This window comes from Streptomyces sp. NPDC060232, assembly GCF_042726555.1.
GTDB lineage: Bacteria > Actinomycetota > Actinomycetes > Streptomycetales > Streptomycetaceae > Streptomyces.
The window spans coordinates 16,492-37,989 of the sequence record NZ_JBHXAG010000027.1 but is presented as its reverse complement, the minus strand read 5'-3'; the positions used below and the strand labels follow the sequence as shown (position 1 = coordinate 37,989).

Genomic DNA, 21,498 nt, shown 5'->3' with positions numbered 1-21,498 from the left:
CGATCCCCCGACTTCCTACATCAGAGTGTCCCGGCCTGGGAATGGCGTGCAGTGCATTACGTCACGAAATGGACAGGGCTTTCGTCACACCTTGCACCCCTGTGCATCTTCTGACCTGCGTAAACACCGATCCCCCAGGACATAGGTCACATCCTGGGGGAGATTCGGTCACAGGTAGGCCGCGACGGGATTAGAACCGGCGTCAGTACGGGCGGGGGCTCCTAGGGGCGCCTGGCCCCGCTCTTGATCCAGTCATCGCACCCCTACCCTCCGCTACGGCTCAGCTCAGCCGCTCGACGCCTTCGGTCGCGCTGGGCTTCGCCACCGCTGCGGGCAGGTGCCGGCCTCGTTCCTCGGCCGACCCCTACCCTCCGCTACGGCTCAGCTCAGCCGCTCGATCACCATCGCCATGCCCTGGCCGCCGCCCACGCACATCGTCTCCAGGCCGAACTGCTTGTCGTGGAACTGCAGGCTGTTGATCAGCGTGCCCGTCAGGCGGGCGCCGGTCATCCCGAAGGGGTGACCCACGGCGATGGCCCCACCGTTGACGTTCAGCTTGTCGAGGGGGATCTCCAGGTCCCGGTACGACGGGATGACCTGGGCCGCGAAGGCCTCGTTGATCTCGAACAGGTCGATGTCGCCGACCGTCAGCCCGGCCCGCTTCAGGGCCTGCTTCGACGCCTCGACCGGGCCCAGGCCCATGATCTCGGGGGAAAGGCCGGTGACGCCGGTGGATACGATCCGGGCCAGCGGGGTCAGGCCCAGCTCGCGGGCCTTGGTGTCGCTCATGATGACCAGCGCGGCGGCGCCGTCGTTCAGCGGGCAGCAGTTGCCGGCCGTCACCAGGCCGTCGGGCCGGAAGACCGGCTTGAGGCCCTGCACGCCCTCCAGCGTCACGCCGGCGCGCGGGCCGTCGTCGGTGGAGACGACCGTGCCGTCCGGGGTGGTGACCGGGGTGATCTCGCGGGCCCAGAAGCCGTTCTTGATGGCCTCCTCGGCCAGGTTCTGGGAGCGGACACCGAACTCGTCCATGTCCTGGCGGGTCACGCCCTTGAGGCGGGCCAGGTTCTCCGCGGTCTGGCCCATCGCGATGTACGCGTCCGGGATCAGGCCGTCCTCGCGCGGGTCGTGCCAGGACGAGCCCTCGCTCTGCGCGACGGCCGCCGTACGGGCCTCCGCGTCGCCGAAGAGCGGGTTGTGGGTGTCCGGCAGGCCGTCCGAGGAGCCCTTCACGGACCGCGAGACCATCTCGACGCCCGCGGAGATGAAGACGTCGCCCTCGCCCGCCTTGATGGCGTGCAGGGCCATACGGGAGGTCTGCAGCGACGAGGAGCAGTACCGGGTGATCGTCGCGCCCGGCAGGAAGTCCATGCCCATCTGCACGGCCACGATGCGCGCGAGGTTGTGGCCCTGCTCGCCGCCCGGCAGACCACAGCCGAGCATCAGGTCGTCGATGTCGCGCGGGTCCAGCTCCGGAACCTTGGCCAGGGCGGCCTGGATGATCGTCGCGGTCAGGTCGTCCGGGCGGACGTCCTTGAGGGACCCCTTGAAGGCGCGCCCGATGGGAGAGCGGGCGGTGGAAACGATGACGGCTTCGGGCATCGGGACTCCAAGGGGTGCGTCGTTGCGGGACCGCATGCGAAGTTACCGCCCCGTACGGTCGAGGTCACCGGCCTGGGGGTGTGATGCCGGTCGCTCCCACGGGCCCGGCCGGCCGGGGCCACGCACCCCAAGGATGCGCCACCCCGGCCCGGTGCGGCGCCCGCACCGGGCCCTGTCGTCAAAGTCCCGCCCGGCCCGTGTCACCCGGCGCCGCACCTCGCCGCGTTGTCGGAGCGCCCGAGTACGTCCCGTACACGGGCGCCCCTCCGCCGTGCGAGGCACCGCGCCGAACACCGCGACCCGGCAAACCTTTCCGGCCACAGCGCTAGGGGGCGAGTTCCGCCGTGTCCGGAGCCGCGGGGGCCGGGTCCTCGCCCGGCACCCGCCGGCGGCGGCGGTGCTTGAGCAGCACCCACGGACCGCGGGCCGCCGTGACCTCCGTACCCGCCTCGCCCGCCGCGGCCGACGCGGCCTTCGCCACCGGCAGCATGTCCTCGTCCCGCGACACGTCCAGCCGGTCCGACTCCGGCCACAGCGCCAGCGCCGCGCACAGGGTCGGCAGCATCGCCATGGCAGCCGTCGCGTACCCCTCCGCCGAGGGGTGGTAGGAGTCCGGGCCGAACATCTCGCGCGGGTTCGCGGCGAACTCCGGGCCCAGCAGGTCCCCCATCGAGACCGTACGGGCACCCAGCGCGACCACCCCTATGGTCTGCGCGGCGGCCAGCTGCCGTGACACACGGCGCGCTAGCCAGCGCAGCGGCTGGTACACCGGCTCGATCGTGCCCAGGTCCGGGCAGGTGCCCACGACCACCTCGGAGCCCGCCAGGCGCAGCCGGCGCACCGCCGACGTCAGCAGCCGCACCGACTGGGTCGGCGGCATCCGGCGCGTCACGTCGTTCGCGCCGATCATGATCACGCAGACGTCCGGCGGGGGCGCGTCCCGGTCCAGCAGCAGCCCCACCTGGCGGTCCAGGTCGTCCGACATGGCACCCGAGAGGGCCACGTTGCGCAGCTCCACCGGCCGCTCCGCGACCGCCGCGAGCCCCGAGGCCAGCAGCGCGGCCGGAGTCTGCCGGGCACGCCGCACACCGAGCCCCGCAGCCGTGGAGTCACCCAGCATGCCCAGCCGCAGCGGACCCGGGCTCTGCTCCGGGCCACCGAACTCGCTCCCGTACAGCCCGTCCGCCCGCGGCGGGTCCGGCAGCCCGGAACCCACCGTCCGCTTCGCGAACTGCACCTCCGCCAGTACCAGCCCGACCGCGGCGGCCCCGACGAGTCCGATGCCGCCACCGCCGTACGCCGCCCCCGCCGCGATACGGCGGGCTGTTCTCGCTCTGGACACCTTTCAGGCCACCTCCTCGGTCCTCATTGACCCCTACCTGCCCCGTACACACGGTCGGCCAATCCCTTTCGGCATACCCTGGCCGTGCCTCCCGGAGAACCCGTGGAGTCCCCTCCTTGGAGAACATGGTGCAATTCCACGACTCGATGATCAGCCTCGTCGGCAACACCCCGCTGGTGAAGCTCAACCGTGTGACCGAAGGCCTGCAGGCCACCGTCCTTGCGAAGGTCGAGTACTTCAATCCCGGTGGATCCGTGAAGGACCGGATCGCCGTACGGATGATCGAGGCCGCCGAGCAGAGCGGAGCCCTCAAGCCCGGTGGCACCATCGTGGAGCCGACCAGCGGCAACACGGGTGTAGGACTCGCCATCGTGGCCCAGCAGAAGGGCTACAAGTGCATCTTCGTCTGCCCTGACAAGGTGTCCATGGACAAGATCAACGTGCTGCGGGCGTACGGCGCCGACGTGGTCGTCTGCCCGACCGCCGTCGACCCCGAGCACCCGGACTCGTACTACAACGTGTCCGACCGCCTCGTGCGCGAGACCCCGGGTGCCTGGAAGCCCGACCAGTACAGCAACCCGAACAACCCCCGTTCGCACTACGAGACCACCGGTCCGGAGCTGTGGGAGCAGACGGACGGGAAGATCACCCACTTCGTCGCCGGCGTCGGCACGGGCGGCACGATCTCCGGCACCGGCAACTACCTCAAGGAGGTCAGCGGCGGGAAGGTCAAGGTCATCGGCGCCGACCCCGAGGGCTCGGTCTACTCCGGCGGCTCCGGCCGCCCGTACCTCGTCGAGGGTGTCGGCGAGGACTTCTGGCCCACCGCTTACGACCCCGATGTCACCGACGAGATCATCGCGGTGTCCGACAAGGACTCCTTCCAGATGACCCGCCGGCTGGCCAAGGAGGAGGGCCTCCTCGTCGGCGGCTCCTGCGGCATGGCCGTCGTGGCCGCGCTGAAGGTCGCCGAGGGCCTCGGCCCGGACGACGTCGTCGTCGTCCTGCTGCCGGACAGCGGCCGCGGCTACATGAGCAAGATCTTCAGCGACGAGTGGATGGCGGGGCACGGCTTCCTGGAGGAGGCCGGACCGGCCGCCCGCATCGGCGACGTGCTGGACGACAAGGAGGGCGGCATCCCCTCCCTCGTCCACATGCACCCCGAGGAGACCGTCGGCGAGGCCATCGAGGTCCTGCGCGAGTACGGCGTCTCCCAGATGCCGATCGTCAAGCCGGGCGCCGGCCACCCCGACGTGATGGCCGCCGAGGTCATCGGCTCCGTGGTCGAGAAGGAGCTGCTCGCGGCGCTGTTCGCGCAGCGCGCCTCGCTCTCCGACCCGCTGGAGAAGCACATGAGCTCGCCGCTGCCGCAGGTCGGCTCGGGCGAGCCGGTGTCGGAGCTGATGGCGGTGCTCGGCGAGGCCGACGCGGCGATCGTGCTGGTCGAGGGCAAGCCCACCGGTGTGGTGAGCCGCCAGGACCTCCTCGCCTTCCTGGCGAAGACCGCGAAGTAACCCTGCGTTTTCCGGCCGTCGCGCAAACGGTACGGCCCGGACACGTGACAGCAGCACGGCCTTAACACGGCTCCGGCACAGTGGTGGTTGTCGGCAGGGAGCCCGGGAGACCGGACCCGGCCGGCACCACCGACGGTGTTCGCGCACCCCCGGAGCGGCTCCCGGACACGCGAACACCACGGACGCGGACGGCCCTGACCCGGCCGTGTCCTCCGCGGGGACCGCCGTCGTCCCGCCCCTCGCCCGCGAGGGTGCGGCGGTCCCCGCGCACCACCCCTTCTTCGGGGCTCGGTTCGCCTCCGGGGCGCCTGTTGCCGGCTCGTGAGGCCGTACGTGCTCGAAAACCGCTCGTGCCTCGCGATTTCCTCCGCGCGTTCGCCCTCACTCCCCGGCGCGCCCCTTCTGCTCACTCGCCGGAGATCCCGTCGGCCGGCGCATGAGGGGCGCGGTGCGGGGCGGAGCCCCGCGGTGGTGCCGCAGGCGGTCGGCGGCGGTCAGTCGAGGGGATCCGGCCGGGCGCGCCGCAGGCGGGCGGCGTGGATGAAGTTCACCCCCAGCACACCCACCCAGGCCACCACCAGCCCCTTGAAGCCCGCCTGCGCGGCGGCGACGGCCGACAGCGGGACCGCCAGGACCAGGGTGATGATGGCGAAGCCGAAGCGTTCGCCGAAGTTCCCGTCCACCGGGCCGGCGTACGGGCCCTCGCCGCGGGCCGCGGCCAGGCGCTCCTCGGCGAGCCGGCGCCGGACCTGGGTGTCGACCTTCTCGACGAACGACTCCACCAGCGCGGCCTCGTACTCCGGCCCCAGCTCCCGGCGTGCCTTCAGCGTCGCGTCGCATTCCTTCTTCAGTTCCTGAGCGTGGGCGTCCATGGCCCCACCGTAGGAAGCGCCGCGGGCCCCGGCACTGGGGCTGGCCCCCCTATCCGCATCGCGGGCACCGGCTTGCCCCGCTGCATAACCGCATGCAGAGTGCTCCGTGACTGAATAGACCACCGGGACGGCAGGGGGACGGCATGAACGACAGCCCGGCGGCGCGGCTCCAGGCGCTGTTCGAGGGGCACCGGCTGACGCCGACCCAGCGGCGGATCGCGCACTGCATGGTGCGCGGGGCGGCGGAGGTGCCGTTCCTGTCGAGCGTCGAGCTCGCCGAGCTGGCCGGGGTGAGCCAGCCGTCGGTGACCCGGTTCGCCGTGGCACTCGGCTTCGACGGCTATCCCGCGCTGCGCAGGCACCTGCGCGAGGTGGCTCCGGCCGAGCGGGCTGCCGCCGTGCAGGAGGACGCGTACAACGAGTACCAGCAGGCCGTACTCGGCGAGATCGAGAACCTGCGGCAGCTCGCCGAGATGCTCGCCGACCCCGCGCCGGTCGAGGAGGCGGGGCGGCTGCTCGCCGCCTCGACCCCGCTGCCCGTGCTCGGGCTGCGGGCGGCGTCCTCGCAGGCGCGCGGCTTCGCGTACTTCGCGGCCAAGGTGCACCCGGACGTGCGGCTCCTCGACGAGGGCGGCTCGATGATGGAGGACCGCATCGACGCGGCCCGCTACGAGGGCGCCACGGCGCTGCTGTGCTTCGCGCTGCCCCGGCACCCCCGAGAGGTCGTCGACACGCTGGAGCGTGCCCGGAAGGCCGGCCTGACCGTGGTCACGGTCGCGGACTCGGCCTTCGCCCCGGTGGCCCGCCACTCCGACCTCCTGATCCCCGCCCCGGTCGGCACCGGGCTGGCCTTCGACACGGCATGCGCGCCGATGCTGCTGGGCCGGGTGCTGCTGGAGGCGATGGCGGACGCGCTGCCGGACGCCCAGGCCCGCCTGGAGGCCTTCGACACCCGCGCCGCGTCCCGCGGCCTGTTCGTGGAGTGAGCCTCAGCGGTACCTGAGCTCCGCCAGCTCGGTGGCGAGGCGCATGCGCAGAGCCGGGATGCGCGCGAGGGCGGGCAGCAGGATGTTGCGCACGGCGCGCAGTGCCCGGTTCCGGGTGGTCGCGACGCGGGTCATCCGGTGGGTCAGGGCCACCACGCGCAGGGCGACGGGGCGGCGGGCGGCCTCGTAGCCGTCGAGGTCGCCGACGGCCAGGGCGCGGCCGAGGGCGTGGCCGTCCTGGATGCCGGTGTTCATGCCCTGCCCGCCGGCCGGGCTGTGCACGTGGGCGGCGTCCCCGGCGAGCAGCAGCCGGCCGGCGCGGTAGCGGTCGGCGACGCGGTGGTGGATCCGGAACCGGGAGGACCAGACGAGTTCGCGGACGGCCGCCTGGCCGGGTACCCGTTCGTCGAGCAGGCCGCGGACGAAGGCGAGGTCCGGTTCGGCGGGGGCCTCGGCGACGGTGGCGACGATCCGGTAGTGCCCTCCGGGCAGCGGGGCGATCACGGTGAGCCCGGCGGCGCCGAAGGCGAGCGAGACCTCGCGCGGGCCCGGGGCCCAGTCCATCACCACGTCGGCGAGGACGAAGGATTCCCCATAGGTGTCGCCTTCGAAGGCGATGCCGGCGGCCGCGCGGACCGCGCTGTGCATGCCGTCGGCGCCCACGGCGTGTGCGGCACGCAGGGTTTCGCCGGTGGCGGTGGTGAGGGTGGCTCCTTCCGCGTCCTGGGCGACGGCGGTCACCTCGTACGGGCGGTGGACGTCACCGCCGAGCGCCCGCAGGCGGCGCAGGAGGACGGCCTCGGTCTCGTACTGGGGAACCATCAGCGCGTACGGGTGGGCCGTGGGCAGGCCGTCGAAGTCGACGGCCGCGAGCAGCCGTGCGCCGTCGCGGACGCCGAACCGGGAGACGGGGACGCCGCGGCCGACGAGGTCGGCGCTCAGGGCGCCGCTCGGGTCGAGCTCGTCGAGGACCTCCAGGGTGCGGGCGTGCACGACGGCGGCGCGGGAGGTGTTGGCTCCCTCGGCCTGCCGGTCGAGGAGCACGAAGTCGACCCCGGCTTCCGCCAGGGTCACGGCGAGGGCGAGGCCGGTGGGGCCGGCGCCGACGACGGCGACCTCGGTGCGGGTGGGGAGCGGGAGTGCGGCGGTGCTGGTCATGACGGCCTCCTCCAGAGTGCCAACGGTTGTTGGCCAACTGCTGTTGACATCAGGGTGCGTCCAACCGGCCGCGATGTCAACGCTTGTTGGCATACATGTGTTGGCCTACGCTTGTCGGCGTGACTGAGCGACGCACCTCCGACCAGACCCGGGCCGTGATTCTGCGTGCCGCCCGCGAACGGTTCGCCGCCCAGGGGTACGAACGCACGACCATCCGGGCCGTCGCGGCGGACGCGGAGATCGACCCGTCGATGGTCATGCGGTACTTCGGCAGCAAGGAACAGCTCTTCGACGCCGCGCTGGCGGTGGACCTGCGGCTGCCCGACCTGGGCGCAGTGCCGGCCCGGGAGCTCCCCGCCGCCCTCGTGCGCCACTTCGTCGAGCGGTGGGAGGGCGACCCGGCCGACGACGTCCTGCTCGTGCTGCTGCGCTCGGCGGTCACCAACGAGCAGGCCGCGGCCCGGATGCGGGAGGTGTTCGCGGCGCAGGTCGCCCCCGCGCTGGCGGCGGCCCTCGGGCCGGAGCGGGCGGCCCGGACGGCCGGCCTGGTCTCCACCCAGCTGCTGGGCCTGGCCCTGACCCGCTACCTGTTGCGCCTGCCCGCGGTCACCGCGCTGACCCCGGACGACCTGGTCGCGGGCCTGGCCCCGGCGCTGGCGGCCACCCTGGCCGACTGAGCGCGGGCGCGGTTCACAGCAGCGCGTCGCCGCAGGCGGCGCCCGCCTCCGCCACGATGTCCGCGAGGGTCTGCGCGGGCCTGGCGAGACGGAAGCGGACCCCGCCCCGCGGGGTCACCGTGAAGCCGTGGACCGCCGGGCGCGGCAGGCTGTTGTAGCCGTAGTGGGCCGTGAAGAAGTACGCGCCGGTGTCCGGTACGCCGATCAGGTCGCCGGGGGAGAGCGGCGGCAGCTCGCGGGCGGCGGCGAGCAGGTCCCCGGCGAAGCAGGCCGGGCCCGCGACGTCCTGGGCCACCGGGGCGCCGGTCTTCGGGGCGCCCTTCGCGTCGTACGGCAGGATCCGCACCGGCCAGGCGGCCGGGGCGTAGGCGGTGCGGGTCGCCAGCTGGACCCCGGCGTGGGTGAGGGCGATCGGCCGGGAGCCGCTGTTCTTGGTGTACTCGACCCGGGCCAGCACCAGCCCGTGCTTGGCCAGCAGGGACCGGCCGAACTCCGTGACCAGGCCGTACGAGCCGTCGAAGAGCGCCGGGGCGGCCTCGCGCAGGGCGCGGACGTACTGGGCGTACGTCGGGGCCGTCTCGTCCGAGGCGAAGTTGACGGGCAGGCCGCCGCCGATGTCGAGCGTGTCGATCCGGCGCTGCCCGGCCGCCGCGTTGATCTCCTCGGCCAGGGCGTGCAGTTCCCGTACGCCCTCCGCGATCAGCTCCAGGGGGACGCCCTGCGAGCCCGAGTGGATGTGCAGGCGGGTCAGCCACGGCCGGTCCAGGCAGGCCCGTACGAGCCACTCGCGCGCCCCGGGATCGCGCAGGGCGATGCCGAACTTCGAGGTGGACGTCGCCGTGGACAGCGCGTCGATGGCGCCCGCGCCGGTCTGGGGGTTGATCCGCACGCCGATCGGGGACGCGGTGGGCGCCGCGGCGACGAGCGCGTCGAGGCGTTCCAGCTCCTGCCGGTTGTCGGCGTTGACGGCGATGCCCAGCGCCAGTGCCTCGCGCAGTTCGACGGTCGTCTTGGCGGGGGAGTCCAGGACGGTCCGGGCCGCGGGAACCCCGGCGGCGCGGGCCAGCGCCAGCTCGCCGGGGCTCGCGACCTCGCAGCCGAGCCCGGCGTCCGCGAGCAGCCGCAGCACCGGGACGAGCGGGGCGGCCTTCACGGCGAAGGCGTGCAGGACGGGCGTGCCGGGTGCCAGGGCGTCCGCGAAGGCGGCCGCCAGAGCGGCCGCGGAGGCCCGGATCCCGTCGGTGTCCAGCAGGCAGACCAGGGGCTCCGCGGAGTCGGACCCGCCCACCAGCCCCTGCTCGACGGCGGCCCGTACGACCAGATCCCGGCGCTCGGCGGCGCCCTCGCCCTCGGTGTCTGCGGCCATGTCCGCCATCCCATCACCCGACAGGGCCGCCCGCAGCTGTTGACTGAATCTATTCAGGACGCGAGGATGTGAATGGAAATACCAACATCGCCAGGAGGCACCCGCCATGTCAGGACCCCGCCCCGTACGCGCCGCGCGCGGCACCGAGCTCAGCGCCCTGGGATGGCAGCAGGAGGCCGCGCTGCGGATGCTCCAGAACAACCTCGACCCCGAGGTCGCCGAGCACCCCGACAAGCTCGTCGTCTACGGCGGCACCGGCAAGGCCGCCCGCGACTGGCGCTCGTACGACGCCATGGTCCGCACCCTGCGGACCCTCAAGCAGGACGAGACGATGCTCGTCCAGTCCGGCCGTCCGGTCGGCGTCATGCAGACCCACGAGTGGGCCCCGCGCGTGCTGCTCGCCAACTCCAACCTGGTCGGCGACTGGGCCAACTGGGAGGAGTTCCGCCGCCTGGAGCACCTCGGCCTGACCATGTACGGCCAGATGACCGCCGGCTCGTGGATCTACATCGGCACGCAGGGCATCCTCCAGGGCACCTACGAGACCTTCGCCGCCGTCGCCGCCAAGCTGCATTCAATGGGTAAGGGAGGGGTCGGCGGCACCCTCGCCGGCACGATCACCCTCACCGCCGGCCTCGGCGGCATGGGCGGCGCCCAGCCGCTGGCCGTCACCATGAACGACGGCGTCGCGATCTGCATCGACGTCGACCCGCGCGCCATCGACCGCCGCATCGAGCACCGCTACCTGGACGTCAAGGCCGACAACCTGCGCCACGCCCTCCAGCTGGCGGTCGAGGCCCGCGACGCCCGCAGGCCGCTCTCCATCGGCCTGCTCGGCAACGCCGCCGAACTGCTCCCGCAGATGCTCGCCGAGGGCGCCCCGATCGACATCGTGACGGACCAGACCTCGGCGCACGACCCGCTCGCGTACCTGCCCGTCGGCGTCGACTTCGACGACATGGCCTCCTACGCGGCCAAGGACCCGGCCGGCTTCACCACCCGGGCCCGCGAGTCCATGGCCCAGCACGTCGAGGCCATGGTCGGCTTCATGGACGCCGGCGCCGAGGTCTTCGACTACGGCAACTCCATCCGCGGCGAGGCCCAGCTGGCCGGCTACGACCGCGCCTTCGCCTTCCCCGGCTTCGTCCCCGCCTACATCCGCCCGCTGTTCTGCGAGGGCAAGGGCCCCTTCCGCTGGGCCGCCCTGTCCGGCGAGGCCTCCGACATCCACAAGACCGACAAGGCGATGCTCGAACTCTTCCCGGAGAACGAGTCCCTGCACCGCTGGATCAAGATGGCCGGCGAGCGCGTCCACTTCCAGGGCCTGCCCGCGCGCATCTGCTGGCTCGGCTACGGCGAGCGCGACAAGGCCGGCGAGCGCTTCAACGAGATGGTCGCCGACGGCACCCTCGCCGCCCCGCTCGCCATCGGCCGCGACCACCTCGACTGCGGCTCGGTGGCCTCCCCGTACCGCGAGACCGAGGCCATGCTCGACGGCTCCGACGCCATCGCCGACTGGCCGCTGCTCAACGCCATGGTCAACGTCGCCTCCGGCGCCTCCTGGGTCTCCATCCACCACGGCGGCGGCGTCGGCATGGGCCGCTCCATCCACGCGGGCCAGGTCACCGTCGCCGACGGCACCCCGCTGGCCGGCGAGAAGATCCGCCGCGTCCTGACCAACGACCCGGGCATGGGCGTCATCCGCCACGTCGACGCCGGCTACGACATCGCCGAGACCGTCGCCGACGAGCGCGGCGTCCGCGTCCCGATGCGCGAGGGCGACGACGCGTGAGCGAGGCCGAGTTCACCCCCGCGGCCCGACCGGCCGCGGGCTCCGGCGGGGCCCCGTCGTTCCACGAGATGTGGGCCGAGCTGGCGCCCGTCGGCCGCAACGCCGACACCGGCGGCTACCGCCGCTACGCCTGGAGCGGCGCCGACGCCGACTGCCGCACCTGGTTCCAGGAGCAGGCCCAGGCGCGCGGGCTCGCCTACGAGACCGACCGCAACGGCAACCAGTGGGCCTGGCTCGGCGACCCCCTCGCCGGGGACGCCGTGGTCACCGGCTCGCACCTGGACTCCGTCCCCGACGGCGGGGCCTTCGACGGCCCCCTCGGGGTGGTGTCCTCCTTCGCGGCCCTGGACGAACTGCGCAGGAGGGGCGCGGAGTTCTCCAGGCCGCTGGCCATCACCAACTTCGGTGACGAGGAAGGCGCCCGCTTCGGGCTCGCCTGCGTCGGCTCCCGGCTCACCGCAGGCCAGTTGACGAAGGAGAAGGCGTACGAGCTGCGGGACGCCGACGGCGTCAGCCTGCCCCAGGCCATGGAGGCCGCCGGATACGACCCCGACGCCATCGGCGCCGACCCCGAACGGCTCGGCCGCATCGGCGCCTTCGTCGAGCTGCACGTCGAACAGGGCCGCGCCCTGGACCTGTCCGGCGACCGGGTCGGCATCGCCTCCGCGATCTGGCCGCACGGCCGCTGGCGGTTCGACTTCCGCGGCGAGGCCAACCACGCCGGCACCACCCGGCTCGTGGACCGGCGCGACCCGATGCTGACGTACGCGGCGACCGTGCTCGCAGCCCGCAGCGAGGCGGCCCTCGCCGGTGCCGTCGCCACCTTCGGGAAGATCTCCGTCGAGCCCAACGGGGTCAACGCCATCCCCTCGCTCGTGCGCGGCTGGCTCGACTCCCGCGCCGCCGACCAGGCCACCCTCGACACGGTCGTCACCGCCATCGAGAAGGCCGCCCGCGAGCGTGCCGACCAGGACGGCATCGACCTCGGGATCGTCCGGGAGTCCTTCACCCCGGTCGTCGAGTTCGAGCACGCCCTGCGCGACGAGATGAACCGGATCCTGGGCGGGTCCGTCCCCGTCCTCGGAACCGGGGCGGGACACGATGCCGGGATCCTCTCCGCCGCCGTCCCGACCGCGATGCTGTTCGTACGCAACCCGACCGGGATCTCCCACTCCCCGCGCGAGTTCGCCGCCGAGGACGACTGCGCGGCCGGCGTCCTCGCCCTCGCCGACGTACTGGAAGGCCTGGCATGTCGCTGACGACGTACTGGCTGGAGCACGCCTGGCTCGGCACCCACGTCGAGCCGGGCGTCGCCCTGGAGGTCGATACCGAGGGGCGGATCGCCGCCCTGCGCACCGGCGTCGACACGCCGCCGCCCGGCGCGGAGGTCCTGCGCGGCCTGACCCTGCCGGGCCTCGCCAACGCGCACAGCCACGCCTTCCACCGGGCGCTGCGCGGCGCCGTCCAGGTCGGCTCCGGCACCTTCTGGACCTGGCGCGAGCTCATGTACGAGGTCGCCCAGAACCTCACTCCCGACAGCTACTTCACCCTCGCCCGCGCCGTGTACGCCGAAATGGCCCTGGCCGGCATCACCAACGTCGGCGAGTTCCACTACGTCCACCACGCGCCCGGCGGCACCCCGTACGCCGACCCCAACGCCATGGGCGAGGCCCTGATCGAGGCCGCCGCCGCGGCCGGCATCCGCATCACCCTCCTCGACACCGCCTACCTCTCGTCGGGGTTCGGTGAGGCCCCGAACGCCCACCAGCAGCGCTTCTCGGACGGCACCGCCGACGCCTGGGCCGAACGCGTCAGCGCCCTCAAGCCCCGCGGGCACGCCCTGATCGGCGCGGCGGTCCACTCGGTGCGGGCCGTGCCGGCGGACCAGCTGGCCACCGTCGCCGACTGGGCCGAGGAACGCCGGGCGCCGCTGCACGTCCACCTGTCCGAGCAGACCGCGGAGAACGACGCCTGCCAGGCCGCCCACGGCCGCACCCCGACGCAGCTGCTGGCCGACCACGGGGTGCTCGGCCCGCGCACCACCGGCGTCCACAACACGCACCTCACGGACACCGACATCGCCGTGCTCGGCGGCACCGGCACCGGTACCTGCATGTGCCCCACCACCGAACGCGACCTCGCCGACGGCATCGGCCCGGCCACCCGGCTCCAGCGGGCGGGCAGCCCGCTCTCCCTGGGCAGCGACAGCCACGCCGTGATCGACCTGCTCGAAGAGGCCCGCGCGATGGAGCTGAACGAGCGCCTGCGCAGCCGTACGCGGGGCCACTGGACGGCGAACGCCCTGCTCACCGCAGCCACCGGCGACGGGCACGCGGCGCTGGGGCTGCCCGACGCGGGCCGCCTGGAGGCGGGCGCGCTCGCGGACTTCACCACCGTCGCGCTGGACTCCGTCCGCACGGCCGGCCCCCTGCCGCGGCTCGGCGCCGAGACGGCCGTCTTCGCCGCCACCGCCGCGGACGTCCGCCACACGGTGGTCGGCGGCCGGCACGTGGTCCGCGACGGCGCCCACACCCTGGTCGAGGACGTCCCGTCCGCCCTCGCTTCCGCCATCGCCGCCCTCCGCGCCTGACGTTGCTTGCCCCCGCCCCGCCCTTTCACCGTTTCCCGGGGCTCCGCCCGGACCCCGCGCCCCAATCGCCGGCGGGGCTGGATCTTCCAGCCCGTCCGGCGTTTGAGGACCGGGTCCGGGCGGAGCCCGGTTTTCGGGAAGGGGCGGGGTGGGGGACGAGCTAGCTCTGAGAGGAACCTCCCGTGACCACCACCGCCATCACCAACATCGGCAGCCTCGTCACCAACGACCCCGGTGCAGGCGACGGCAGCCCCCTCGGCCTGATCGAGAACGCCGCCGTCGTCATCGACGGTGACAAGGTCGCGTGGGTCGGCCCCGCCGACAAGGCTCCGGCCGCCGACACCGCGTACGACGCGCAGGGCCGCGCCGCGATCCCCGGCTTCGTCGACAGCCACAGCCACCTCGTCTTCGCAGGCGACCGCACCCAGGAGTTCAACGCCCGGATGTCCGGCCGCGCCTACTCCGCCGGCGGCATCCGCACCACCGTCGCCGCCACCCGCGCCGCCTCCGACACCGAGCTGGAGGCGAACCTCCTGCGCCACCTCGACGAGGCCCGCCGCCAGGGCACCACCACCTTCGAGACCAAGTCCGGCTACGGCCTCACCGTCGCCGACGAGGCCCGCGCCCTGCGCATCGCCTCCGCGCACACCGACGAGGTCACCTACCTCGGCGCGCACATCGTCTCCCCGGAGTACGCCGAGGACCCCGCCGGATACGTCGACCTCGTCACCGGCGAGATGCTGACCGCCTGCGCCCCGTACGCCCGCTGGGTCGACGTCTTCTGCGAGAAGGGCGCCTTCGACGGCGACCAGGCCCGCGCGATCCTCACCGCCGGCGCCGCCGCCGGGCTGATCCCGCGCGTCCACGCCAACCAGCTCTCCTACGGCCCCGGCGTGCAGCTCGCCGTCGAGCTGCGGGCCGCCTCCGCCGACCACTGCACCCACCTGACCGACGCCGACGTCGACGCCCTCGCCCAGGCGGCGGACACCACGGTCGCCACCCTGCTGCCCGGCGCCGAGTTCTCCACCCGCGCCCAGTGGCCCGACGCCCGGCGCCTGATCGACGCGGGCGCCACCGTCGCACTGTCCACCGACTGCAACCCCGGCTCCTCCTACACCAGCTCCATGCCCTTCTGCATCGCGCTCGCCGTCCGCGACATGCGGATGACCCCCGACGAGGCCCTGTGGTCGGCCACCGCCGGCGGTGCCCGCGCCCTGCGCCGCGCGGACATCGGCGCGGTGACCCCGGGAGCCCGCGCCGACCTGGCCCTGCTGGACGCCCCCAGCCATGTCCACCTGGCCTACCGGCCGGGCGTACCCCTCGTCCGCGCGGTGTGGAGCAAGGGCGTCCGCGCCTACTGACGAACGGTCAGTTCGGGCCTGTCCTTTGTCTTCCCTCCGCAAGGCCCCGGGCGTACCTTGAGCCACCGATCTGATGTGTCGTCAGGTATCTGTGGCCCGAGGGGAAGACGAAGGTGTCCGACCGAAAACGCTCCACCGCGCTCGCGCTGGCCTCCGCGCTGGCCGGATCGGCGGTGCTGCTCGCCGCCCCCACAGCCCACGCCGCCGTCGTCGACGTGGCCTACGACTGCAAGACCCCGATCGGGGACAAGTCGGCCGTGTCGCCCATCGACATCAAGGCCGTCAAGGAGGGCGACGGCTACAAGCTGACGATGTCCTTCCAGAAGGGCGTCTCCTCCAGCCCCATCGAGCTCGGCAAGGGCGCCATGAGCCCCGGCGCCGTCATCGTGGTCGGCGGCGCCGAGAAGGTGTCCGTACCGGTGTCCGGCCCGTCCAACCCCGAGGCCGTGCCGCCCGACACCCCCATCAAGATCACCGATCTCTCGGGGACCTACACGCCCAGGAAGAGCGGCAAGGTCACCTTCACCGCCGGCGTGCTCACCATCAAGGCGATGGGCACCACGACCACCTGCACCCCCGGCAACAACCCGGGGCCCTCGCTGGAACTGGACGTCACCGCGGCCGGCGGGGGCGGCGGGGCCGGCGACCGGCCCGGCGGCGACGCACCGCCCGACACCGCCGCCGACACCCTCCCGCAGACCGGACCCGCCGACTCCGCCCTCGCCCTCGGCACCCTCGGAGCCACCGTGATGCTCACCGGTGCGGCCGGCGTGCTCTGGCTGACCCGGCGCGGCCGGCGGGCCCGGCCCTGAACGGAGCACCCCCGGCCATGCCCGTGCTCCACACGCCCAGGCGCGTCCCCCGCCTCCTCCTGGTCCTGCCGGCCGCGGCCGCGCTGCTCACGGCTCCCGCGCACCCCGCGGCCGCCGGTGAACCGGGCTGGACCGCCGAACCCGCCGCCGGAAGGGCCGCGGCCCGGCCGCCCGGCGGCGCCCGCCCGTCCTTCTACCTGGAGGGCGCCCCCGCCGCCGTGCTGGAGGACCGCCTCGCCCTGACCAACACCACCGACCAGGAGCGCACCGTCACCCTGCGCGGGGCCGACGCCTACAACACCGCCGACGGCGCCCTCGCCGCCCGCCCGGCCACCTCGGCCGGCGCTCCCGGGGGCGCCGGTTCGTGGTTCAGCTTCGGCGCCGGAGCCACCGTGAAGATCCCGCCCCGCACCCGCGCGGTGGTCCCCTTCACGGTCACCGTGCCGCCGGCGTCCCCGCCCGGCGACCACCCCGCCGCCGTGATCGCCGCCGAAGCCGGCCGGGAGGTGGGCGTACGGGTCCACCTGCGGGTCAGCGGCCCCGCCCTGGCCGCCCTCACCGTCGAGGATGTCGCCGTACGGGGCCGGGGCGCGGCCGCGGTCGTCGCCTACACCCTGGTCAACCGCGGCAACGTCGCGCTCGCGCCCGAGCTGGACATCCGCGCCGACGGGGTCTTCGGCGAGGTCCCGGGGCGCGGCCCGCGCACGGTGCCCGTCGAACTGCTCCCCGGCCAGCGGGTCGAGCTGACCGAGCCCTGGCCGGGCGCCCCCGCCCTCGACCGGGTCCGCGTCACCGTCACCGTGACCGCCCCCGGCGGGGCCCGGGCCGCCGCGGCCGCCTCCGCCTGGTTCGTGCCGTGGCGGGCCGCCGGCTGGACGGGCCTGGGCCTGCTCGCCCTCGGCGGTACCGCGTCGGCCGCGCTGTTCCTCGTACGCGGCCGCGGCCTGCTGCGGTGGTCGGCGGACGGCGGGGCACCGGGCGGACCCTCCGGGAAGCGCGGAGCGAGGACGCCGGCACCGGAACACGAACTGACGGGAGCCCGCAGGTGAGCGCCATGGTCGACGGCAGGATCGGTGGCAGGGCCGGTGGCGGGTCCGGTGGCGGCGGCGGGTCCGGCGGCGGGTCCGGCGGTGGGTTCGGCGGCGCCGTCCGGACCCTCCTGGTGGGGCTGGCGGCGTGCGCCCTCGCACTCCTGCCCGCGGTCCCGTCCGCCGCGGACGAGGGCAGACCCGCCGTGGCGCTCTCCCTCCAGGAGGCCGCCAAGGGCACCGAGCTCACCGTCACGGGCACCGGCTGGCGGCCCAGGACCCTGGTGATGCTGCTGGTGTGCGGGCAGAACATGATCGGCGGCACCAACAGCTGTGCCAACGCCGACGGGGTGGCCGTCTCCGTCGCCGAGGACGGGCGCTTCGCGGCCCAGCTGCCCGTGGTGGCACCGCCGAAGCCCTGCCCCTGCGTCGTCAACGTCACCTCCGTCAACGGCGACCGGTCCACCGTCGCGGCCGCGTTGAAGATCACCGATCATCCGGTGGCCGAACTGCCCGCCGAATCCGGCTCCGGCCGCCTCGCGATGCTCACCGGCGTCCGGCTGGAGGGGGACGACGGGGTGCTGACCTGGTTCGGCGCCCCGCCAGGCCGGAAGTTCAAGGTCACCGTCGGGAACCTCGGCACGGCCCCCGTCAAGGACCCCGTCTTCCAGCTCGGCACCGCCCACGGCGTGTTCGCCCCGCTGTGGGAGGAGGCCCGCTGGAAGGGGACCATCCCGCCCGGCGGCAAGGCGGAGGTCGCGCTCGACGTCACCCTCCCCGCGGGCGCCCACGGCGACTACACGATCTCCCTCAAGTACGGCGAGACCGTCGTGGCCACCCAGCCCTGGGGCGTGGCCCGCCCGTACGGGGTCCTGCTGTTCTGGGGCCTGCTCCTGCTGGTGGTCCCGGCCGCGGTCTTCCGTACCGGCATGGCCGTCGTCGACAAGGTCCGGCCGCGCACCGGCCACGGCGCCGGACGACACCGCGGCATGCGGCCCGCCGAGGCCGCGGCCGCCGTGACGGCCCGGCTGCCCCGGCTGCCCGCCGCGCGCCCGGCCGCGCCGGCCCGCGCCGAGCGGCCGGCGGAGCCCGCGGAGCCCCCTCGGACCACCACGGCGGTCCTGCCGTGGTTCACCCCGGACAGCGCGCCGGAGACAGCACCGCAGACGTCCGCACCGTCTGAGAACCGTTCGACGACGAAGGGACCATCGTGAAGAACCGACGGAGGGTGAGCGCGGCCCTGGTCGCGCTGCTGCTCGGCGGCGCGGGCCTCGCCATCACGGCTCCTACCGCCCAGGCCGCCGAGGCCACGTTCAAGGTCAAGTGCGTGCCGCCGGCCGGCGGCGGCTCCCCGGTGGAGGGCGAGACCACCGCCAAGGTCACCGCGCCGGCCACGGCCAAGGTCGGCGACGAGGTCGAGGTGTCCTGGGAGACGGTCAAGCCGGCTTCGAACAACACGGACCTGATGGACATCCCGCAGGACTCCGTCCAGCCCACCGGCTGGATCACGGTCGGCGGCGGGGGCGGGGAGCTGAAGGTCGTCGGGGAGAAGAAGAACCCGCCGATCCCCAAGAAGGCCCCCATGCGGATGTCCACGATGAAGGGCAAGCTGAAGCTCACCAAGGCCGGCAAGATCACCCTGACCCCCGGCAAGTACGACGTCGCCGTGTCCTTCCCCTTCGGCACCTTCGTCACCAAGTGCGCGCCGGTCGGCGAGGTCAAGGGCGGCGCCGTCATCGACGTGTCGGGCGGCTCCAGCGGAGGCACGACCACCGGCGGCACGACCACCGGCGGCACGACCACCGGCGGCACGACGACCGGTGGCACGACCACGGGCGGCTCCACGACCGGCGGTTCCAGCACGGGCGGTTCCGCCTCGGGCGGCAGCGGCGGCGGGGGCGGCCAGAGCGACTTCCCGGGCAAGGCGGTCGAGGTGTCCTTCGACTGCGGCGCGGTCGTCCCGGGCGGCATCAAGACCCCGGTCACGATCAACGCCAAGAAGAACGGCGGCAGCTACGACCTCACCGTCAAGACCGCCAAGGGCGCGATGGCGGCGCCCATGGCGCTGCCCGCGGGAGCCCTCAAGCCCTCGATGGACGTGAAGCTCGGCGGCGCGGACAGCGGCACGGTCAAGGTCTCCGGCCCGGCCAACGCCGAGCCGATCCCGGACAAGGCCCCGGTCAGCCTCAGCGACATGACCGGCACCTACAAGCCCGGCAGGTCCGGCAAGGTGACGCTCAGCCCGGACCAGCTGACGATCGACGTCACGATGGCGCCCGGCTCCACGCCGATCAACGTCCCCTGCAAGGCGACGAGCAGCGGCGTCTCGCTGGAACTGGACACCACCGCCCAGCCGGGCGGCTCCGGCTCCTCGACCACCACCACCGGCAGCACCACCTCGGGCGGCCTCGCCGAGACCGGCGCGCAGGACGAGGGCGGCATCAAGGCCCTCGCCCTCGTCGCCGCAACGGTGATCCTGCTCGGCGGCGCGGTGTTCACCTTCACCCCGTGGCGCCGCCTGCGCGGCACCCCCCGCTGACACGCAGGCGGCCCGGCACACCTTCCGGTGTGCCGGGCCGCTGCGTACTACGGGGCGGGACGCGTCAGTTCACGTCGCCCATCAGCGCGTTGACCTTCTTGCGGTACATGAAGATCGCGCCACCGGCGGCGACCGCGGCGAACGCCTGGAAGAGGATCACGCCGACGCCGTTCAGCTGGACCTCGGCCAGACCGAGCAGACCGGTGATGCAGTCACCGGCGGTGACGGCCAGGAACCACACGCCCATCATCTGGGAGGCGTACTTCTGCGGGGCCATCTTGGTGGTGACCGACAGGCCGACCGGGGAGAGGCACAGCTCGGCGATGGTGTGCATCAGGAAGATGAGCACCAGCCACCACATGGTGACCTTGGTGTCGTTGCCGGCGGTCTGGCTCAGCGGGATGGCGAAGACGAAGAACGAGGCGCCGACGATGACCAGGGCCACCGAGAACTTCACGATGGTGCTGGGCTCGCGGTTGCGGCGGGCCAGGGCCACCCACACGGCGGCGAAGACCGGAGCCAGGGCCACCACGAAGAGCGGGTTCAGCGACTGGAAGATGGTGGTCGGGACTTCCCAGCCGAGCAGGGCGCGCTCGGAGTTCTTGTCACCGAAGAGCGAGAGCGTCGAACCGCCCTGGTCGTAGATCATCCAGAAGACGGCGGCGGCCACGAAGAACCAGATGTAGGCGCTCATCCGGGTCTGCTCGACGGAGGACAGGTCCTTGTCCCGCTTGATACGGGTGAGGACGGCGACCGGGATGATCAGACCGGCGATGGTGATCGGGTACAGCGCCCACTTGATGGTGAACATGTCCGCCGCGACCACGGCGCCGTAGAAGACGGCGACGACGGCCAGGACGGCGAGGGCCTTGGTGATCACGGCCTTGCGCTCGGCGGCGCTCAGCGGGTTCGGGACCAGGCTGCTCTTCGGGCTCAGGGTGCGGCCGCCGAGCAGGAAGACGGCGAGGCCGATACCCATGCCCACGGCGGCCAGCGCGAAGCCGAGGTGCCAGTTCACCAGCTCGCCGACCATGCCGATGCCGATCGGGGCGAGGAGGGCACCGACGTTGATGCCGATGTAGAAGATCGTGAAGCCGCTGTCACGGCGCGGGTCGTCCGCGTCCTTGTACAGGTGGCCGACCATCGTGGAGATGTTGGCCTTCAGCAGACCGGAGCCGACCGCGACCAGCAGCAGACCGACGAAGAACGCGAGCTGGCCGGGGACGGCGAGCGCCACGTGACCCGCCATGATGACGAAGCTGGCGATGGCGACCGTCTTGCGGGCGCCCCAGACGCGGTCGCCGAACCAGCCGCCGGGCATGGCCATGAGGTAGACCATGGCCACGTAGACGGAGTAGATCGCCGTGGCCGTCGCCGCGGTGAAGCCGAGGCCGCCGCCCTGGCTGCCGGTCGCGGCGTCCACGCCGCCGGAGACCAGGTACAGGACGAGAAGCGCACGCATGCCGTAGTAGGAGAAGCGCTCCCACATCTCGGTCATGAACAGCGTGGCCAGGCCGATCGGGTGGCCGAGGACGGTCTTCTCGTGAGCGGGGCTCGGTGAGGCCGTCGTCAGGCTGGAAGCCATGGTCGATCCTTGCTTGCTCGGGACGCTTCGGCTTCGTGAGCCCATCCGCGCCCGGTGGGGGGTGGCCGACACCGGCGGACGGACCTCCCACCCACGCCTGGGGGTCTCACCCCCGTCGTATCGGGGGTGACGGGACATCCGTCACCGGGATCCACGCCCACCCGCGCACCATCACGCGAGGGGCCCGGCCAGCAGGTCATTCACTGTCGTCAAGGCCGACCGGGTCGGTTCTCGATAAGACCGCCCGTCCGGTTCCGGACAGAAAGAGAGACCT

General features: G+C 73.3%; 17 protein-coding genes. 11 read left to right on the top strand and 6 right to left on the bottom strand.

What is annotated here, in order from left to right; genetic code table 11:
* Nucleotides 1-381 precede the first annotated feature (381 nt).
* A complete protein-coding gene (locus ACFWFZ_RS29760; protein ID WP_356813457.1) occupies nucleotides 382-1,602 on the bottom strand; it encodes an acetyl-CoA C-acetyltransferase in 1,221 nt (406 codons plus the stop codon).
* 325 nt (nucleotides 1,603-1,927) lie between these two features.
* Nucleotides 1,928-2,944 (bottom strand): SGNH/GDSL hydrolase family protein, encoded by a 1,017-nt coding sequence (locus tag ACFWFZ_RS29755; protein WP_387126229.1) that lies wholly within the window; start codon nucleotides 2,942-2,944, stop codon nucleotides 1,928-1,930.
* A 128-nt stretch (nucleotides 2,945-3,072) separates the two neighbouring features.
* On the opposite strand from ACFWFZ_RS29755, the gene ACFWFZ_RS29750 reads away from it, so the two are divergent.
* On the top strand, nucleotides 3,073-4,458 hold the full coding sequence (locus ACFWFZ_RS29750; RefSeq protein ID WP_387126295.1) for a cystathionine beta-synthase: 1,386 nt from the start codon (nucleotides 3,073-3,075) through the stop codon (nucleotides 4,456-4,458).
* Nucleotides 4,459-4,952: 494 nt separating this feature from the next.
* Here ACFWFZ_RS29750 and ACFWFZ_RS29745 read toward each other — a convergent pair whose 3' ends face one another.
* Nucleotides 4,953-5,330: a hypothetical protein gene (locus ACFWFZ_RS29745; protein ID WP_387126227.1), complete on the bottom strand. Its 378-nt coding sequence runs from the start codon at nucleotides 5,328-5,330 to the stop codon at nucleotides 4,953-4,955.
* Between the two features lie 143 nt (nucleotides 5,331-5,473).
* On the opposite strand from ACFWFZ_RS29745, the gene ACFWFZ_RS29740 reads away from it, so the two are divergent.
* Nucleotides 5,474-6,316: a MurR/RpiR family transcriptional regulator gene (locus ACFWFZ_RS29740; RefSeq protein WP_387126225.1), complete on the top strand. Its 843-nt coding sequence runs from the start codon at nucleotides 5,474-5,476 to the stop codon at nucleotides 6,314-6,316.
* Between the two features lie 3 nt (nucleotides 6,317-6,319).
* On the opposite strand, the gene ACFWFZ_RS29735 is transcribed toward ACFWFZ_RS29740, so the two are convergent.
* Nucleotides 6,320-7,474: an FAD-dependent oxidoreductase gene (locus tag ACFWFZ_RS29735; protein ID WP_387126221.1), complete on the bottom strand. Its 1,155-nt coding sequence runs from the start codon at nucleotides 7,472-7,474 to the stop codon at nucleotides 6,320-6,322.
* A gap of 95 nt (nucleotides 7,475-7,569) precedes the next feature.
* Between ACFWFZ_RS29735 and ACFWFZ_RS29730 the strand changes: the two genes are divergently transcribed.
* Entirely contained in the window at nucleotides 7,570-8,151 is a 582-nt protein-coding gene (locus ACFWFZ_RS29730; protein WP_387126219.1) for a TetR family transcriptional regulator, read from the top strand.
* A gap of 13 nt (nucleotides 8,152-8,164) precedes the next feature.
* Here the strand turns inward: ACFWFZ_RS29730 and ACFWFZ_RS29725 are convergent, their stop codons facing one another.
* A complete protein-coding gene (locus ACFWFZ_RS29725) occupies nucleotides 8,165-9,517 on the bottom strand; it encodes a diaminopimelate decarboxylase (protein WP_387126217.1) in 1,353 nt (450 codons plus the stop codon).
* A 106-nt stretch (nucleotides 9,518-9,623) separates the two neighbouring features.
* Here ACFWFZ_RS29725 and hutU point away from each other — a divergent pair, with 106 nt between their 5' ends.
* The 8 genes from hutU to ACFWFZ_RS29685 all read left to right on the top strand — a co-directional run bounded on the left by hutU (nucleotide 9,624) and on the right by ACFWFZ_RS29685 (nucleotide 19,639).
* On the top strand, nucleotides 9,624-11,309 hold the full coding sequence (gene hutU, locus ACFWFZ_RS29720; RefSeq protein WP_387126215.1) for a urocanate hydratase: 1,686 nt from the start codon (nucleotides 9,624-9,626) through the stop codon (nucleotides 11,307-11,309).
* 68 nt (nucleotides 11,310-11,377) lie between these two features.
* Nucleotides 11,378-12,568: an allantoate amidohydrolase gene (locus ACFWFZ_RS29715; RefSeq protein WP_387126293.1), complete on the top strand. Its 1,191-nt coding sequence runs from the start codon at nucleotides 11,378-11,380 to the stop codon at nucleotides 12,566-12,568.
* Entirely contained in the window at nucleotides 12,559-13,899 is a 1,341-nt protein-coding gene (locus ACFWFZ_RS29710) for a formimidoylglutamate deiminase (RefSeq protein ID WP_387126213.1), read from the top strand. The genes ACFWFZ_RS29715 and ACFWFZ_RS29710 overlap by 10 nt, the downstream gene beginning before the upstream one ends.
* A gap of 182 nt (nucleotides 13,900-14,081) precedes the next feature.
* Nucleotides 14,082-15,260: an imidazolonepropionase gene (gene hutI / locus ACFWFZ_RS29705; protein WP_387126211.1), complete on the top strand. Its 1,179-nt coding sequence runs from the start codon at nucleotides 14,082-14,084 to the stop codon at nucleotides 15,258-15,260.
* A 113-nt stretch (nucleotides 15,261-15,373) separates the two neighbouring features.
* Nucleotides 15,374-16,072: an LPXTG cell wall anchor domain-containing protein gene (locus tag ACFWFZ_RS29700; protein WP_387126209.1), complete on the top strand. Its 699-nt coding sequence runs from the start codon at nucleotides 15,374-15,376 to the stop codon at nucleotides 16,070-16,072.
* 17 nt (nucleotides 16,073-16,089) lie between these two features.
* Nucleotides 16,090-17,121 carry a hypothetical protein gene (locus ACFWFZ_RS29695; RefSeq protein ID WP_387126207.1) on the top strand — a complete coding sequence of 344 codons (1,032 nt, stop codon included), beginning with the start codon at nucleotides 16,090-16,092 and terminating at the stop codon, nucleotides 17,119-17,121.
* A gap of 5 nt (nucleotides 17,122-17,126) precedes the next feature.
* Nucleotides 17,127-18,314: a hypothetical protein gene (locus tag ACFWFZ_RS29690; RefSeq protein ID WP_387126291.1), complete on the top strand. Its 1,188-nt coding sequence runs from the start codon at nucleotides 17,127-17,129 to the stop codon at nucleotides 18,312-18,314.
* The gene (locus ACFWFZ_RS29685; RefSeq protein ID WP_387126205.1) at nucleotides 18,311-19,639 is read left to right on the top strand and encodes a hypothetical protein; all 1,329 of its coding nucleotides are present in this window, start codon (nucleotides 18,311-18,313) and stop codon (nucleotides 19,637-19,639) included. The genes ACFWFZ_RS29690 and ACFWFZ_RS29685 overlap by 4 nt, the downstream gene beginning before the upstream one ends.
* Nucleotides 19,640-19,703: 64 nt before the next feature.
* On the opposite strand, the gene ACFWFZ_RS29680 is transcribed toward ACFWFZ_RS29685, so the two are convergent.
* Nucleotides 19,704-21,224: a peptide MFS transporter gene (locus ACFWFZ_RS29680; RefSeq protein WP_387126203.1), complete on the bottom strand. Its 1,521-nt coding sequence runs from the start codon at nucleotides 21,222-21,224 to the stop codon at nucleotides 19,704-19,706.
* Nucleotides 21,225-21,498: the final 274 nt, after the last annotated feature.